Origin of the sequence: Corynebacterium sp. CCUG 70398 (assembly GCF_024454055.1) — a bacterium.
Classification (GTDB): domain Bacteria; phylum Actinomycetota; class Actinomycetes; order Mycobacteriales; family Mycobacteriaceae; genus Corynebacterium; species Corynebacterium genitalium.
Map to the genome: position 1 here is coordinate 221,413 of NZ_JAGPYZ010000002.1, position 14,939 is coordinate 236,351.

The window sequence follows — 14,939 nt, forward strand, 5'->3', positions numbered from 1 at the left end:
AAATGTTCCTTTTCTTCTAGGTTTTATGAGTTCAAGTTCGTATCTGTGGGAGCGGGCGGCGCCTTTCGCTTATCGACGCCCGCCCCCGCCTAGCACTTATGCCGTGTCAGCCGCGGAACCCTCGTCACGGGACAAGTTAATGCCCAACGAGGATCCAGCCTGGTCGTACTCGTCATCATCGCCGGACAGCTCCATCGGGGTGCCGTCGGTGGAGAGGACCTCCACGTTCAGGCACAGCGACTGCAGCTCCTTGAGCAACACCTTGAACGACTCCGGGATTCCCGGATCGGGGATGTTGTCGCCCTTGACGATGGCTTCGTAGACCTTGACACGTCCGACCACGTCGTCCGACTTGATCGTCAGCAGCTCCTGCAGGGTGTAGGCGGCGCCGTATGCCTGCATCGCCCACACCTCCATCTCGCCGAAGCGCTGGCCACCGAACTGAGCCTTACCACCCAGCGGCTGCTGGGTAATCATGGAGTACGGGCCGGTGGAGCGGGCGTGAATCTTCTCGTCCACTAGGTGGTGCAGCTTGAGCATGTACATGTAGCCGACGGAGATCGGGTACTTGAATGGTTCGCCGGAGCGTCCGTCGAAAAGCACCGTCTTGCCGTCGCCATCGACCATGACGTCGCCGTCGCGGTTCGGCTTGGTGTTGGCCAGAAGACCTGCGATCTCGTCGTTCGTCGCGCCGTCGAAGACCGGGGTGGCGGTCAGGGACTCGGGAGGAACGTCGTACAGCTGCTCAGGCAGAGTCTCCAGGAGCTTCGCGTTCGCCGGGTCATCCGGGTTGACGGTCCAGCCAGCGTGAGCCAGCCAGCCCAAGTGAACCTCGAGCACCTGACCGATGTTCATACGACGCGGCACACCGTGGGTGTTCAGGATGATGTCCACTGGGGTGCCGTCAGCCATGAACGGCATGTCCTCCTCAGGCAGGATCTTGCCCACGACACCCTTGTTGCCGTGGCGGCCGGCCATCTTGTCGCCGTCCTGGATCTTGCGCTTCTGCGCGACGTAGACGCGGATCATCTCATTGACACCCGGCGACAGATCGTCGTCGTCCTCGCGGGAGAAGCGGCGGACAGCGATGACCTTGCCGGTCTCACCGTGCGGCACCTTCAGGGAGGTATCGCGCACCTCGCGGGCCTTCTCACCGAAGATGGCGCGCAGCAGTCGCTCTTCCGGAGTCAGCTCGGTCTCACCCTTCGGGGTGACCTTACCCACCAGGATGTCGCCGTCGCGCACGTCCGCACCGATGCGAATGATGCCGCGCTCGTCGAGGTCCTTGAGCACGTCCTCGGACACGTTCGGGATCTCGCGGGTGATCTCTTCCGCACCTAACTTGGTGTCGCGGGCGTCGATCTCGTGCTCCTCGATGTGCACGGAGGTGAGCACGTCCTGCTCCACCACGCGCTGGTTGAGGATGATTGCGTCCTCGTAGTTATGGCCTTCCCACGGCATGAATGCGACGAGCAGGTTGGTGCCCAGCGCCATTTCACCGTTCTTGGTGCCCGGGCCATCAGCGATGACCTGGCCAGCCTCAACGCGGTCGCCTGCAGAGACGATCGGGGTCTGGTTGTAGCAGGTGCCCTGGTTGGTGCGCTCAAAGGTGCGCAGCAGGTAGGACTCGCGCTGGCCCTCATCGTCCATGACGGTGATCACGTCGCCGGTCACATCTTCAACGACACCGGCGTTGTTCGCAATGACGATGTCGCCAGCGTCGTACGCCGCACGCATCTCCGTACCGGTGGCCACGTATGCAGCCTCAGAGCGCAGCAGCGGCACAGCCTGCTTCTGCATGTTCGCACCCATGAGAGCACGGTTCGCATCGTCGTGCTCCAGGAACGGAATCATCGCCGTCGCGACTGAAACCATCTGGCGCGGGGAGATGTCCACGTAGTCGACGTCTTTCGGACCGACGACACCGATGTCGCCGTCCTTGAGGCGCACCTCAATACGGTCCGCGGTGATGTTGCGGTCAGCGTCGTGGGCCGTAGCGGCCTCAGCGATGGCGAAACGGTCCTCTTCGTCGGCGGTGAGGTAGTCGATCTCGTCAGTGATTTGACCGTCGACGACCTTCTGGTACGGCGTCTCGATGAAGCCGAACGGGTTCACGCGAGCGTAGGACGCCAGCGCACCGATCAGACCAATGTTCGGACCTTCCGGAGTCTCGATCGGGCACATGCGGCCGTAGTGCGACGGGTGCACGTCGCGGACCTCAATGCCGGCGCGCTCACGGGACAGACCGCCCGGGCCCAGCGCGGACAGGCGACGCTTGTGGGTCAGACCGGACAGAGAGTTGTTCTGGTCCATGAACTGCGACAGCTGGGAGGTGCCGAAGAACTCGCGGATCGCGGCGGAAACCGGACGCACGTTGATCAGGGACGTCGGAGTAATGGACTCCGCGTCCTGGGTGGTCATGCGCTCACGAACCACACGCTCCATGCGGGACAGGCCGACACGGACCTGGTTCTGCACCAGTTCGCCCACGGTGCGCAGGCGACGGTTGCCGAAGTGGTCGATGTCGTCGGTGTTAATCGGGATGATCACGCCCTCCGGGGAGGTCATCTCGCGCTCGCCGGCGTGCAGGCGCACCAAGTACTCGAGGGTGGTGGCAATGTCCTCTTCAGTCAGAGTCATCTCACCGTCGTGGTCGCCGCCCAGACCGAGCTTGCGGTTGACCTTGTAGCGGCCGACGCGAGCCAAGTCGTAGCGCTTCGCACGGAAGAACGCGTTCTCCAGCAGGGACTGCGCCAGATCGCGCGTCGGCTGCTCACCCGGGCGCTGCTTGCGGTAAATCTCCAGCAGAGCCTCATCGGTGTTGGCCACGCCGTCGTTCTCCAGCGTGGTCATCATGATCTCGGAAAAGCCGAAACGTTCCTTGATCTGCTCCGTGGTCCAACCCAGGGCCTTGAGCAGCACAGTCACCGGCTGACGACGCTTACGGTCAATGCGCACACCGACGGTGTCGCGCTTGTCCACGTCGAATTCCAGCCATGCGCCGCGGGAAGGAATGACCTTCACGGAGTGCAGCGGACGCTCGGTGGACTTGTCGATTGTCTCGTCGAAGTACACACCCGGGGAACGCACCAGCTGCGAGACAATGACACGCTCGGTGCCGTTGACAATGAACGTGCCCTTGTCTGTCATCAGCGGGAAATCGCCGATGAAGACGGTCTGGGACTTGATCTCCTGGGTGTCGTTGTTAATGAACTCCGCCGTCACGTACAGGGGTGCGGAGTAGTTGATGTCCTTATCTTTGCACTCGTCGATCGTGTACTTGATGTCCTCAAAGTACGGATCGGACAAAGACAGGCTCATGTTTCCCGAGTAGTCCTGAATCGGGGAAATCTCCTCGAGGATGTCCTCGAGGCCGGAGGTAATGCGGGCATCCGAGCCACGCTCCTCCGCCTGGCGCTCACGCCACTCAGGCGTGCCGACGAGCCAGGCGAAAGACTCCGATTGAACGTCAAGAAGACCAGGCAGCGCGATTGGCTCCGCGATTTTCGCGAAGGAATAACGCTCCGGGGCTCCGGGGATTGCGGCCACTGACTTGGTCTGGGGCGAGACTGCCAAGATGGGTCCTTCCAGCACCTCACGCGGGGCACGTGCATCGGCGCTTATGCTCGTGGACACCCGCTGGATAAATAGCGTTTCATTTAGTGGAAGCCCCGTCCCCCTAAAATGCACAAAGTCACCTTGTCAAACCCATTTTTCTAAAACATGGATCCAAGGTTTCATTCACGCACCGGCGACGGCTTCCAGCGCAAGGAGACAGCTTATACCCCCGATGACTGTTTGTAAAGCAGTCTTGCATAATGCTCCGTCGAAGCGCGATCGCTTGTCGTGGAACTCTACCACCTCACTGCTTGCGGAGCGCAACCCTGGAGGGGTGATTCGGCGCGTGTCAGGATGTGACCTGCGCAGACCTTCCCCGGCCCGGGCGCAGCGCTCCAATCAAACCGCCGATTGCTAGCAGTGATCCCAGCCCGATCGTGCCCCATGTCACCCAGCGGGAGACAGACTGAGTCACGGTGGTCAGCTGGCCCGCCATCTGCTCCACGTCGGCCGGATCCATTACGGCGTCGTACGCGACGATGTCTTGGGCACGGCGGCCGGTGTGGTCGGCATAGTAGTCGTCCACACGCTCATTGATGCCCACGACAACACCGGTGATCTGATCGACAGTGAACTCACGCGTCGCATCGTGGTGGCGGAACACCTGGCGCTGCCCGCCGTCGGGCGCTGGCAACGTCTTGGTGTTCGCCGCGTCCGCATACAGCTTTGCGACGTTGACCGCCTCGACCCGCTGCTCAAACACATAGACAGAACGGCCGGCGACTTCACGCTCCTCTTTGAATGTGGCCGGTACCGTCGTGCGCAGCGACGGCTCAAAGACGGCATAATCCGTTTGCTCGACGTCGAGGGGGAACTTCAGCCACACGCCGTCGACAGGGACCTCCGCGTCCGGCATGGCCATCACCGTGCTCAGATTCGCCGTGGTCACGAACGCCCCAGACTTACGGTCCATCTCGTACGACCACGTCGATGCGGTGATCAGGTTGTCAAAGTCCGAGTCTTTATCGCCGCGGAGCAGAGAATCGCCGATCCGCAGTCCCGTGCGCTCCTCTGTCGCCGGGTTCTGCACGGTCATGTGCAGCTGGCGGGTAACGGGGACCTCAACAACCTTGCCGTCCTCACCGGCATCAGGGTCGAATACCCGGCCGTGCGGGTCGTGCATTGCCCAGGTGGTGTGTTCCAGGTTGAGCGGGAAACGGGCATCCCCCAAAAGAAACCGTGGAGCCACCAGTCCCGCGACAATGAGCGCGATGCCGACCCCGACAATAAGGGCGGACAAAATGCGGGACTTGGGAAGCATGCGTGCCACTTTACAATCCCATCACCCCAGCCCCTATCCCCGCCACGGCAGGACGCGGGGGCAGAAAACGTCGAAAAGCAAAAAGCCCCTGCACACAGGCAGGGGCAAGATGCGTGAAACGCTTACTTGAGGGAGACCTTAGCGCCAGCCTCTTCCAGCTTAGCCTTAGCAGCCTCAGCGTCATCCTTGTTAGCGCCCTCGAGGATGGCCTTCGGAGCACCCTCAACCATCTCCTTGGCGTCCTTCAGACCCAGACCGGAGACGATCTCGCGGACAGCCTTAATAACGCCGATCTTCTTGTCGCCAGCGTCCTCGAGAACGACGTCGAACTCGTCCTTCTCCTCCTCAGCCGGAGCGTCGCCAGCAGCGCCCGGAGCGCCAGCTGCTGCAACTGCAACCGGAGCGGCAGCGGTCACGTCGAAGACCTCCTCGAATTCCTTCAGGAACTCGGAGAGCTCGATAAGGGTCATTTCCTTGAACTGCTCGATGAGCTCGTCCTTGGTGAGCTTAGCCATTGTGGCTTCCTTTCTGTTGTGGCCTTACACAAGGCCGTAAGAGTGTGTTTTGGTCGTTCGGGACGCACCGCTGTTAAGCGGCTTCGTCCTGCTTGTCCTGCAGTGCGGCAACAAGTCGTGCCGTCTTGGAGGCCGGAGCCTGGAACAGGCCAGCAGCCTTCGCCAAAGAGCCCTGGAAAGCGCCAGCAAGCTTGGCCAGAGTGGTCTCGCGGTTGTCCATCTCTGCGACAGCAGCCACCTGGGATGCGTCGAGAGCGTTACCGTCCATGTAGCCGCCCTTGACAATGAACAGGTCATTGTCCTTAGCGAACTTCTTCATGGTCTTCGCGGCATCCACAGTCGCGTCACCCTTGATGAAGGCGACAGCGGTGGGGCCGGTCAGGTAATCGTCGAGACCCTCAATACCGTGCTCATTAGCAGCGATCTTGACGAGGGTGTTCTTGGCGACGTGCAGTTCAACATCAAATCCGAGCTCACCGCGCAGCTGCTGCAGCTGGCTCACGGTCAGACCGCGGTACTCGGTGAGGAAAACAGCGGACGAGCCTTCGAACTTCTCCTTCAGTTCAGCCAGCTCAGCTGTGTTCTTCGGGTTTGCCATGACACACGCCTCCTTCCAATTACTTCATGTTGTATCCGCCCGGAGCATTTCGCTTATCGACGCCACGTGGCAGCCACCACGCGACCGGCGCAAAACAAAATGCCCCGTGCAGAAGCACGAGGCAATGCGCTTTTCAAGCGCTATACAAGCCACGTTTCTCCTGCGTGGGTCACTCCATGGGTGGAGTCTTCGATCCTTCTAGGCTTTCGCCTTCGGGATGACCGACGGTCTTCGGTGAAACTTGAGCGCGGGAAGACTTCCCGTTCAAACTTCGTTGGTGAACCTTAGTGCAGGGTGGCGCGGGAAACCAAATCGCGCAATCACTGCTTCTTGTTCTTGGCAGGGTCTTCCAGCCCGAGAAGTTCGAACGCGAACGGTTCAATCTCCGTGGACGAATCGGCAGCCACGAAAGACGCACGCTGTTTACCCGTGTCGAGCAGCAGCATGGACGAGAACCCGAACGTTCCGCCGTTATGCCAGTACAGCTCAGTGCCTTTGATATTCGGGCAGGTGAAGCGGAACTTGTCGCGCTCGAGCACATATGCGGCGTATTTCGCCATATCGCAGGTGGTGGACCGTAACCCACCGGAAGGAGCCGTGCCGTCCATCTCCCACGCCTGGACGCGCCAGCCCAGCATGGACACTCCCCGCGGCTTGCCTGGCCCCACTGTTCCCGGCAGCGCCACGTACGTTTCCGTCATGCCCAGCGGATCGAGCACGCGCTGCTTGATCAGCTCGGGGTAGCGGGTCCCGGCAACCTCGGCCAGCAGGAGACCAAGGAGATCGTGGGCGAGGTTCGAGTACGTCTCGGCGCCGCGGCCCTCCAACCGCGCCGCTAACGCTTGGTCGACAACATCGTCGACTGTGATGCCCACGTCAGGATTCAAGCCCAGCACCGCTCTTACTCTGCTACTGAGTCGCTGCTTGCCCATCCGCGGCAAACCGGAAGTGTGGTTGGCAAGTTCCGCCAACGTCACCGTCGATACTGCCGCGCCGCGTACCCGCTCCCCCAGCACGTCCTCCACGGTCGTGTCAGGCGTGGCCTCACCCAGCTCGATCGCCTGCTCCAAGAGATCAGCGGTGAACGTCTTCGTCACCGACGCGATCTCGAACTCCGTGTGCTCGTCCGCGCCGAGACCGGCGAAGCGGGTCTGCCCGTCCTCGAGGACGAAGGCCGCGATATTGCGCAGCGGGTAGACGTCTTCCCCCGCTTTCGTGGCCGAGGCCGTGAGCAAACCCGCCAAACGCTGATCGCCGGTTTGGTTCTGGGAGAGAGCAACGCGTTTCAGCATGACACCCAGTCGTACCTCAGATGCGCGATTAGTAAAGCTGGCGACCTTTTGCCCCCGCGCCGACGGATCAGTTACTTCTTCGAGGGCCAGAACAACTTCAGCAGGTTGTCCTGCAGGAAGTTGAACGTTGCACCGATGAGGGACAGCACCGTGGCGATACCATTCAGCGGGCGCTGCTCCTGCGCGTTTGCAGTCGCAGCGGAGCTGCCCTTCTCCGCCTTGCCCTTTTCATCAGCCTTCGGCTTGTTGTTGTCGGCCTTGCTGTCCTTAGCGTCTACGCCGTTCTTGGCAGGTGCCTTTTGCTCACCAGCTGGCGACGGCGGCAAAGCTGCCCCCTTCTCAACCGGATCAACCGCAACCGGCGACGGCGCGGGCGCCGTGCTTGCCAAATCCTGCAAGCGGTCGAGCGAGAGCGGCTCATCCATGATCGGGCGCTCGTTGGCCTTCTGCCCCACTTCCCAGGTGTAGGTCGCCTGGTTCGATTCCTTGCCGTTGCTCAGTGCGGTTGCCTTCATGGTGTAGGTGCCCGGTTCAGTGAACAGCCAGTGGGTGTGCAGGTGCGCCGGGGTGTCCTGGTGGATGGCGCTGCCCGGGGTGAGCTGGAACTCACCGTCGTCAGCCGCAGCCTTGAAACCACCCTTGCCGTCTGTGTTGAATGCGTGGATTTCGCCCGGGCCAGAGACCTCGTCGATGCGGATCTTCACATCCGTGAAACCATCCCAGCGCGCCATCAACGTAGTCCAGCCAGGACGCAGCATGCCCTGGTGGTAGCCCTGCGGCAGGACATATCCGGGCTTGCCCACCTGGGGAAGGTTCTTCGTGTCCTCGGTGAACGCATCCTTGTGCACCACCATGGTGACATCTTCTGCCGGGCGCTCCACGTTGGAGCCAGTGATGTCCTCTTTGAGGTCGAGCTTGAGCTGGCCGTCTTTCGCGGTGACATTGAAGACATTCATGTGGCCGCTTTCCAGAACGAGATCCTGCGCGTTCGCTACAGGGCTACCTGCGAATGCAAGGGATCCAGTCAGGGCGACGGCGAGAGCGGAGCGGCGGACGGAGGCTGGCTGAAGAGACACGAGGAGGCCTTTCTGGAAGTCTGAAGGTCGGCTAAATCATGAATGCGGGTGACTCCAAAAGAATAACATAATGATTACAACTTCATAAAGGTCTCACCCTTCTCACAGGATAACGCGCACGTGGGGTCACGAGAACCAGCGCGACGGCACCACAGCAAAAGACCCCGTTTCTCAGCGTGAATGCCGAGAACCGGGGTCGTGAGCGTAGGAACTACGCGGGCTTAAGCCTCGGTGTAGTTCTTCTGCACGGACGGGTCAACCGGAACGCCCGGGCCCTGGGTCGCAGACACCGTGACCTTCTTCAGGTAGATGCCCTTGGCGGATGCCGGCTTGAGGCGCAGAACTTCATCCAGGAGTGCGCCGTAGTTCTCGGCGAGCTGCTCCGGGGTGAAGGATGCCTTGCCGATCAGAGCGTGCAGGTTGGATGCCTTGTCCACGCGGAAGGCGATCTTGCCGCCCTTGGACTCGCTGACAGCCTTAGCCACGTCCGGCGTGACGGTACCGGTCTTCGGGTTCGGCATCAGACCACGCGGGCCGAGGACGCGGGCAACGCGGCCGACCTTCGCCATCTGGTCCGGGGTCGCAATAGCAACGTCGAAGTCGATGTTGCCGGCGTTGATCTGCTCGATCAGCTCGTCGGAACCGACGATGTCGGCGCCAGCTTCCTGAGCCTTGGTTGCGTTCTCGCCCTCAGCGAAAACAGCGACGCGGACGGTCTTACCGGTGCCGTTGGGCAGGTTGACGGTGCCGCGGACAAGCTGGTCAGCCTTGCGCGGGTCGACGGAGAGACGCATTGCCACGTCGATGGTTGCGTCGTACTTATCGGAGGCAGTCTCCTTCGCCAGTGTGACTGCCTGCAGCGGGGAGTAGACCGACTCGCGGTCGATCTTTGCCAGCTGCTCGGCGTAAGTCTTGGAGTGCTTCTTGGCCATGTTGAATTCCTTTGCAGTATTGATTGCTGCCGCCACATCAGGCGGCGGGAAGTGTGGTGCGGGCCTGACCAGACCCTCCCACGAGCAGGAGTCCGCGCGGACTACTTCTCCACGTCGATGCCCATGGAGCGAGCGGTACCGGCGATGATGGCGGCACCTGCCTCGATGTCACGGGCGTTGAGGTCGTTCTTCTTGGTCTCGGCGATTTCCTTGCACTGCTCCCAGGTGACCTTGCCCACCTTGTCGGTGTGCGGGACACCGGAGCCCTTCTGCAGGCCAGCAGCCTTGAGCAGGAGCTTCGCAGCCGGCGGGGACTTCAGGATGAAGTCGAAGGAGCGGTCTTCGTAGACCGTGATCTCCACCGGGATGATGTTGCCGCGCATGGACTCGGTTGCAGCGTTGTACGCCTTGGTGAACTCGACGATGTTCACGCCGTGCGCGCCAAGAGCCGGACCGACCGGCGGCGCCGGGTTTGCCATACCAGCCTCGATCTGCAGTTTGATCAGGCCAGTGACCTTCTTCTTAGCCATCGAATTACCTCATTTCCTTGGTACAGGCCCCCGCCACGATGTTTAACGGCGGCCTTCCGGATGCCACGCCAACGCCGTTTGCTTATCGACGCAGCCACCGGGGACGTTCACTACCGCACCCACCCGTAAGCAGGCACGATCGCTCAGTGTACGGGATAGACCCCGACCAGCCCAAATCACGAAAACCGGCCCCGTTAGGTTGGGAGCCGGTGATTCGTCGATAAGCAAAGTGCTCGAGCTACATGATGCGCTCGATCTGATCCGCAGTGAGCTCCACCGGGGTCTCGCGGCCGAAGATGGACACGAGCGCTTGGATCTTTCCGGTCTCCGGGTCGATCTCGTTGATGGTCGCAGAGACGGACGCCAGCGCACCGGAGAGAATGGTGACAGCCTCGCCGACCTGGAAGTCGTGCGCGACCTTCGGCTTCTCTTCCTGCTCCGGCATCGCGATGACGGTCTCGCCCTCGGCATTCGCCTCGGAAGCGGTCGCCTCACCGTCCACAGGCGCGGCCTTCGGCATGAGGAACTTCGCCACGTCGCGGTGCTTGACCGGGGTTGCGTTGCCCTCATTACCGACGAAGCTGGTCACGCCCGGAGTCTCGCGGACCACGGACCATGCTGCGTCATTGAGATCCATGCGCACCAGGACATAGCCCGGAAGAAGCTTGCGCTTGACGATCTTCTTCTTGCCGTTCTTGTCCTTCTCAAAGACCTGCTCGATGGGCACGACCACGTCGTAGATGGATTCCTCCACCTCGAGCGTCTGGATACGCATGTCCAGGTTGGTCTTCACCTTGTTCTCGTAGCCCGAGTAGGACTGGATGATGTACCAGGAACCGGGAAGCTTCTTCAGCTCGCGGGTGTACTCACGCAGACGGCGCTTGTAATCCGCGTCAGCAGCCTCATCCGGCTCAGCGCCAAGAGCGGCCTCCGGGGACACCGGCGCCTCAGCGTCAGCCTCCGTGACATCAGCCGATTCGAGGTCGACCTCTTGCACGGGCTGGGTTTCAACCTCCGGCGCCTCGTCCTGCTCCACGTCGAGCGCCGGCTCAGCGTCAGCGTTGCCGTCGCCGACAGCGCCGCCTTCACCGATCATCTCGTCTTCTTGGAGGTCGGTGGTGGCACCGGAGTCCTGACTGTCAGCCTCAGCGTCGTCTGCACCGGTTTCCGGGTCCGTGGACTCCTGCACCGCGCCGCCTTCGGCAACCATTTCTTCTTCGTTGCGCTCTTCAGTGGTGGCTTCGTTGTTGGTGGTGTCTTCTGCCATGACAGCTCCTTTTCGTCGGGGTGTGTGGTGCGCCCCAGCCTACCTGCTGGGCCAAAAACTGATCCCGCCTTACCCTTGACGGGCGGCGGGATATTTGTTCGTCTGAAAAGACTATACCTAAGGCACCAGGATTCGCTCAACTACCCAGGCTGCGCCCTGGTCCACGCCCCACACCAGGGCGGTGAGAACAATGAGGAAGCCGAACACGATGAGCGTGTAGTTGACCATCTGCGAGCCGGTGGGCCACACCACCTTGCGCATCTCGCCGACAACTTCACCGGGGAACGCGAGTGGGCCGTCACCAGTGTTGTCCTGGTCATCGGCAGTGGTCGCGGGAGTGCGCTTAGCCTCGTAAGACTCAGAGGTGACGGAGGTGGAACCGCTCAGCTGGCGTTTACCGGTGGGCTTCGCCGCACTTCTACCTGGCTGGTTGTTAGTCACAGCTCTCCTCAAGGCTTTGGTCGTCTATGGCAGGGGCGACAGGACTCGAACCTGCAACCTACGGTTTTGGAGACCGTTGCGCTACCAATTGCGCCACGCCCCTTTGGTGCACTGCGTAAAACAGTACGCCAACCCTACCACGAGCGTAGAACCGCCCCTAGAAGGTGAGTAGCGATGGAGAGAATTGAACTCTCGACACAGCGATTATGAGTCGCTTGCTCTACCACTGAGCTACACCGCCATGTGCCTACTTCCTTCTGCCCAGTTTCCCGGTCAGATGGCAGCAAACAACAGAGCCCCCTAGCAGAATCGAACTGCTGACCTTCTCCTTACCATGGAGACGCTCTGCCGACTGAGCTAAGGGGGCGCAGCCTCTGAAGCGTTAGCCGCTTGTTTGAAGCCTTTGAAAGATTAACCTGCCATTGCGCACATTCACAAATCAGCAGGTCAATCTCTGTTTCAGCCTGTTTATACCGCTAGAAACGGATGCCGAAGAGCTGCCCCAGGACACCGTTGATCTGGTCTTTGAAAGCAGCGAAGATCGCGCCCAGCGCCGCGAGAACGCCCAGTGCAATTCCTGCTTTCGCGCCCGGGTTCAGGTTGCCGTCCGCATCGCGTGACGACGACTCACCCGAACCCTCTGCCGAGCCTTCACCTGATCCGCCACCCGTGGTCGGCTCGCATTCCGTCTCCTTCGTGGAGACCGCGCCGCGCAGGGAAATACCGCCCGACACGCCGTCGTCAACCCAGAGGAAGCGCGTGGTGTCGGTGGATTTCCCATTCTTGCACTGGCTGCGGGAGACGAAGGTGGCGAAGCCCTCGTTAGCGAAGTTCTCCATCTTTTCTGGCCGCGCCTGAACCTTGGACACCGGCGCGAAGTCCGTTCCGTTGTGAGCCACGTTGATGGATGCGCCCTCGCAGACCTCGTCGCACAGCACACGCAGCTGCTTGTCGACGGAGTTGTAATCCAGCGCCATCGCCCCCTGGAACGGAGACTGGTATTCCTGCTTCAGCTCGTGGGTTTCATCGTCCTTGAGGTCGACGAAGTAGACCTTGCCGTTAGCCTCCAAACCAACGGCGTACACGCTCTGATTAGGGATGTAGGAAATCGCCTCCCACCCGGCGTTCGCACCGATCTCCCCCGTGAGCGACTTCAGATCCCACTCGTGGGTGGCCTTCAGCTCTTTCTCGTCGCCACCGGGCAGTTCGTAGCGCAGGATGGACGGGCGGGAAACATCCTTCTGAGTGTTGTCGCGCTCGGTGGCCACGTAGAGTGCGCCGTCCGGGCCGACGGTAATGCCCTCGGTATCCGGGTCACCGGAACCGTCCTTGTAGCGCAGCTTCCAGGAACCGGCATTGGAATACTGCCTGGTGGCCTCGTCGTAGTCGACAGCGAGAAGCGTTCCCTTGTCGTTGTTGACAATCCACGCGCGGCCGTTGTTGTCGAAGTCAATGCCGGACATGTCCTCTTCCGCGAACGCGCCACCCAAGTCGATGTTTTGAATCTCCTGCGGGTCGAACGGCCAGGCTTCCTCCGCGGCCGGCTGCTTCTCCCCTGCCGCCTTGTTGGCCAACCCACGGGTCGCCTCACCAGTCCCGGTGAATTCCCCAGTCTTGTCCGGGATACGGCCCCAGGTGTTCTCGGCGTGGCCGTTCCAGGTGGTCTCAGCGACAAGCTCGCCCGCGGCGTTGTACACGCGAACAGAGTCGTTCCCACCCAGGCCGTAGCCCTTGGAGCCGTCCGGAGTCTGCTTCTCGGTGTAGAGGGCGAAGTAGCCGCCCGACTCGATCTTTGTGCCGTCCGGGATGACGATCGGAGCGTGCTTGTCGTTGTCATCGAGGATCTTCCAGCCGGAGATATCGATGTCTTGATCATTGTTGGTGTTAGCCAGCTCTACCCAGTCAGCGACAGGGTCGCCGTTGGATTCGACCTCGTTGATGACAACGGGAGAGTTAGCTGGCTGAGCAAACGCGTGCGGCGCGACGAGCGCTGAGAAACCAAGAGCAGCGGAGACGGCAACAGCAACCGCGCTGCGGAAACGGGAGCGAGACATAAAGGACCCTTCAGGAGAGAGAACAGGACGCTCCCGAACTTAGAAGCGCGAGATGAACGCTTAGCTATTTCTAAGTAAAGCGCGCGTGACCGCCCCGTGAACTCCGCCTTGTCGAAAGAAAAACGCACCGCGGGAAATCCCTCGGTGCGTTTGTTGGTGCCAGGTAGAAGATTCGAACTTCTGAAGGCAATGCCGGCGGATTTACAGTCCGCTCCCTTTGGCCGCTCGGGCAACCTGGCGTGCTCGGACTACATTACAGGACGCGCCCCGAAAAAGTGCAAATCACCAGCTCGGAGCACTAAACGCTACCCGACGCGTTCGACGGTGTACCGCGAGATCTGGCGGATTGCACGGTTCGCGGGGATGTCGGGCAGCGCGTCGAGATGCTTGTCGACGTCGGCGAGGTATCCCCGGACGTCGTCAAGCGCCCGCTGACGGCCGTCCGTTTGCGCGATGAGGTCGAGGGCGCGGGCGACGTCGGCATCGTCGATAAGCGGGCCGGTGAGCATCGCACGCAGTTCCTCGCCTGCGGGGCTGGAATCGCGCATCGCGTACAGGACAGGCAGCGTGAACACGCCTTCGCGCAGGTCGGTGCCAGGGGTCTTCCCGGACTGTGTGGAGTCGGAAAAAATGTCAATGATGTCGTCGACGATCTGAAAGATCATGCCCACTGCCTCGCCGAGCTCCTTGAGCGTGCGCACGTCCTCCTCTTTCGCGCCGGAGTGCGTCGCCCCGAGGAACGCGGCGGACGCGATGAGCACGCCGGTCTTTTCGCGGATGACGTTGAGGTAGTGCTCGACCGGGTCGCCTTCACCGGGGCCCACCGTCTCGCGCATCTGGCCAGTGACTAGGTCGCTGAACGTGTCGGCGAAGTGCGCGACGGTGGCGGTGTCAATTTCACTCATGATGCGTGACGCCTCCGCCAGCAGGAAGTCACCAGAAAGAATCGCGACGGTGTTCGTCCAGCGTGCGTTGGCGGAATCGACCCCGCGGCGCTTTGCGGCTTCGTCCATCACGTCGTCGTGGTACAGCGTGGCCAAGTGCACCATTTCAACAATCGTCGCACCCTTGACCACGTTCTCCGCCTGCGGCTGATCCCCGAACTCACTGGCGAGCATGGCCATCATCGGGCGGAAACGCTTCCCTCCCGCCTTGGCCAGGTGCGTGACTTTCTCGTTGAGGAAGTCCTGCTCGCTGGACAAACGCTCAAACATGAGCTTTTCCACGCTATCCAACCCTGCCGCAACGCGCTCAGCCAGCTCCTGATCCCCAAGGTCTAACTGGGGTGTGCCGTTGGTCATTGGTTGTCCTTGCGGGTCGTGCGTGCTGGGTTGATGGTCCCCTTTACCGTAGTC

General features: G+C 61.3%; 12 protein-coding genes and 4 tRNA genes. All 16 read right to left on the reverse strand.

Annotated features, from left to right (window positions below; all coding sequences use genetic code 11):
- Positions 1-96: 96 nt before the first annotated feature.
- Positions 97-3,594, reverse strand: a complete 3,498-nt coding sequence (locus tag KBX07_RS03645; protein WP_256023207.1) for a DNA-directed RNA polymerase subunit beta — start codon at positions 3,592-3,594, stop codon at positions 97-99.
- Positions 3,595-3,907: 313 nt separating this feature from the next.
- Complete coding sequence (locus KBX07_RS03650) at positions 3,908-4,879, reverse strand: DUF3068 domain-containing protein (protein ID WP_256023043.1); 972 nt, start codon at positions 4,877-4,879, stop codon at positions 3,908-3,910.
- Positions 4,880-5,001: 122 nt separating this feature from the next.
- Positions 5,002-5,394 (reverse strand): 50S ribosomal protein L7/L12, encoded by a 393-nt coding sequence (gene rplL, locus KBX07_RS03655; RefSeq protein WP_005286806.1) that lies wholly within the window; start codon positions 5,392-5,394, stop codon positions 5,002-5,004.
- A gap of 73 nt (positions 5,395-5,467) precedes the next feature.
- Positions 5,468-5,992 (reverse strand): 50S ribosomal protein L10, encoded by a 525-nt coding sequence (rplJ, locus tag KBX07_RS03660; protein ID WP_005286808.1) that lies wholly within the window; start codon positions 5,990-5,992, stop codon positions 5,468-5,470.
- 320 nt (positions 5,993-6,312) lie between these two features.
- The gene (locus KBX07_RS03665) at positions 6,313-7,284 is read right to left on the reverse strand and encodes a serine hydrolase (RefSeq protein WP_256023044.1); all 972 of its coding nucleotides are present in this window, start codon (positions 7,282-7,284) and stop codon (positions 6,313-6,315) included.
- 71 nt (positions 7,285-7,355) lie between these two features.
- Positions 7,356-8,360, reverse strand: a complete 1,005-nt coding sequence (locus KBX07_RS03670; protein WP_256023046.1) for a choice-of-anchor M domain-containing protein — start codon at positions 8,358-8,360, stop codon at positions 7,356-7,358.
- 221 nt (positions 8,361-8,581) lie between these two features.
- Positions 8,582-9,292, reverse strand: a complete 711-nt coding sequence (gene rplA, locus KBX07_RS03675; RefSeq protein ID WP_005286821.1) for a 50S ribosomal protein L1 — start codon at positions 9,290-9,292, stop codon at positions 8,582-8,584.
- A 101-nt stretch (positions 9,293-9,393) separates the two neighbouring features.
- On the reverse strand, positions 9,394-9,822 hold the full coding sequence (rplK, locus tag KBX07_RS03680; protein WP_005286826.1) for a 50S ribosomal protein L11: 429 nt from the start codon (positions 9,820-9,822) through the stop codon (positions 9,394-9,396).
- A 238-nt stretch (positions 9,823-10,060) separates the two neighbouring features.
- Positions 10,061-10,918, reverse strand: coding sequence for a transcription termination/antitermination protein NusG (nusG, locus tag KBX07_RS03685; RefSeq protein WP_370687270.1), 858 nt, complete (start codon positions 10,916-10,918; stop codon positions 10,061-10,063).
- Positions 10,919-11,206: 288 nt separating this feature from the next.
- Positions 11,207-11,530, reverse strand: coding sequence for a preprotein translocase subunit SecE (gene secE, locus KBX07_RS03690; protein ID WP_256023049.1), 324 nt, complete (start codon positions 11,528-11,530; stop codon positions 11,207-11,209).
- A gap of 27 nt (positions 11,531-11,557) precedes the next feature.
- Positions 11,558-11,633, reverse strand: a tRNA-Trp gene (locus KBX07_RS03695).
- Positions 11,634-11,699: 66 nt separating this feature from the next.
- Positions 11,700-11,771: transfer RNA gene (locus KBX07_RS03700), tRNA-Met, on the reverse strand.
- A 53-nt stretch (positions 11,772-11,824) separates the two neighbouring features.
- Positions 11,825-11,897: transfer RNA gene (locus KBX07_RS03705), tRNA-Thr, on the reverse strand.
- A 109-nt stretch (positions 11,898-12,006) separates the two neighbouring features.
- Positions 12,007-13,584: a lamin tail domain-containing protein gene (locus KBX07_RS03710; protein WP_256023051.1), complete on the reverse strand. Its 1,578-nt coding sequence runs from the start codon at positions 13,582-13,584 to the stop codon at positions 12,007-12,009.
- A gap of 154 nt (positions 13,585-13,738) precedes the next feature.
- Positions 13,739-13,823, reverse strand: a tRNA-Tyr gene (locus KBX07_RS03715).
- A gap of 66 nt (positions 13,824-13,889) precedes the next feature.
- Complete coding sequence (locus KBX07_RS03720) at positions 13,890-14,885, reverse strand: polyprenyl synthetase family protein (protein ID WP_256023053.1); 996 nt, start codon at positions 14,883-14,885, stop codon at positions 13,890-13,892.
- Between the last annotated feature and the right edge of the window lie 54 nt (positions 14,886-14,939).

Bases quoted from the DNA above. Each gene is read 5' to 3' on its own strand.
- KBX07_RS03710 (WP_256023051.1), bottom strand. From the start codon at position 13,584: ATGTCTCGCTCCCGTTTCCGCAGCGCGGTTGCTGTTGCCGTCTCCGCT.
- rplJ (WP_005286808.1), bottom strand. From the start codon at position 5,992: ATGGCAAACCCGAAGAACACAGCTGAGCTGGCTGAACTGAAGGAGAAG.
- KBX07_RS03650 (WP_256023043.1), bottom strand. From the start codon at position 4,879: ATGCTTCCCAAGTCCCGCATTTTGTCCGCCCTTATTGTCGGGGTCGGC.
- rplK (WP_005286826.1), bottom strand. From the start codon at position 9,822: ATGGCTAAGAAGAAGGTCACTGGCCTGATCAAACTGCAGATCGAGGCT.
- KBX07_RS03665 (WP_256023044.1), bottom strand. From the start codon at position 7,284: ATGCTGAAACGCGTTGCTCTCTCCCAGAACCAAACCGGCGATCAGCGT.
- nusG (WP_370687270.1), bottom strand. From the start codon at position 10,918: ATGATCGGTGAAGGCGGCGCTGTCGGCGACGGCAACGCTGACGCTGAG.
- rplL (WP_005286806.1), bottom strand. From the start codon at position 5,394: ATGGCTAAGCTCACCAAGGACGAGCTCATCGAGCAGTTCAAGGAAATG.
- KBX07_RS03720 (WP_256023053.1), bottom strand. From the start codon at position 14,885: ATGACCAACGGCACACCCCAGTTAGACCTTGGGGATCAGGAGCTGGCT.
- rplA (WP_005286821.1), bottom strand. From the start codon at position 9,292: ATGGCCAAGAAGCACTCCAAGACTTACGCCGAGCAGCTGGCAAAGATC.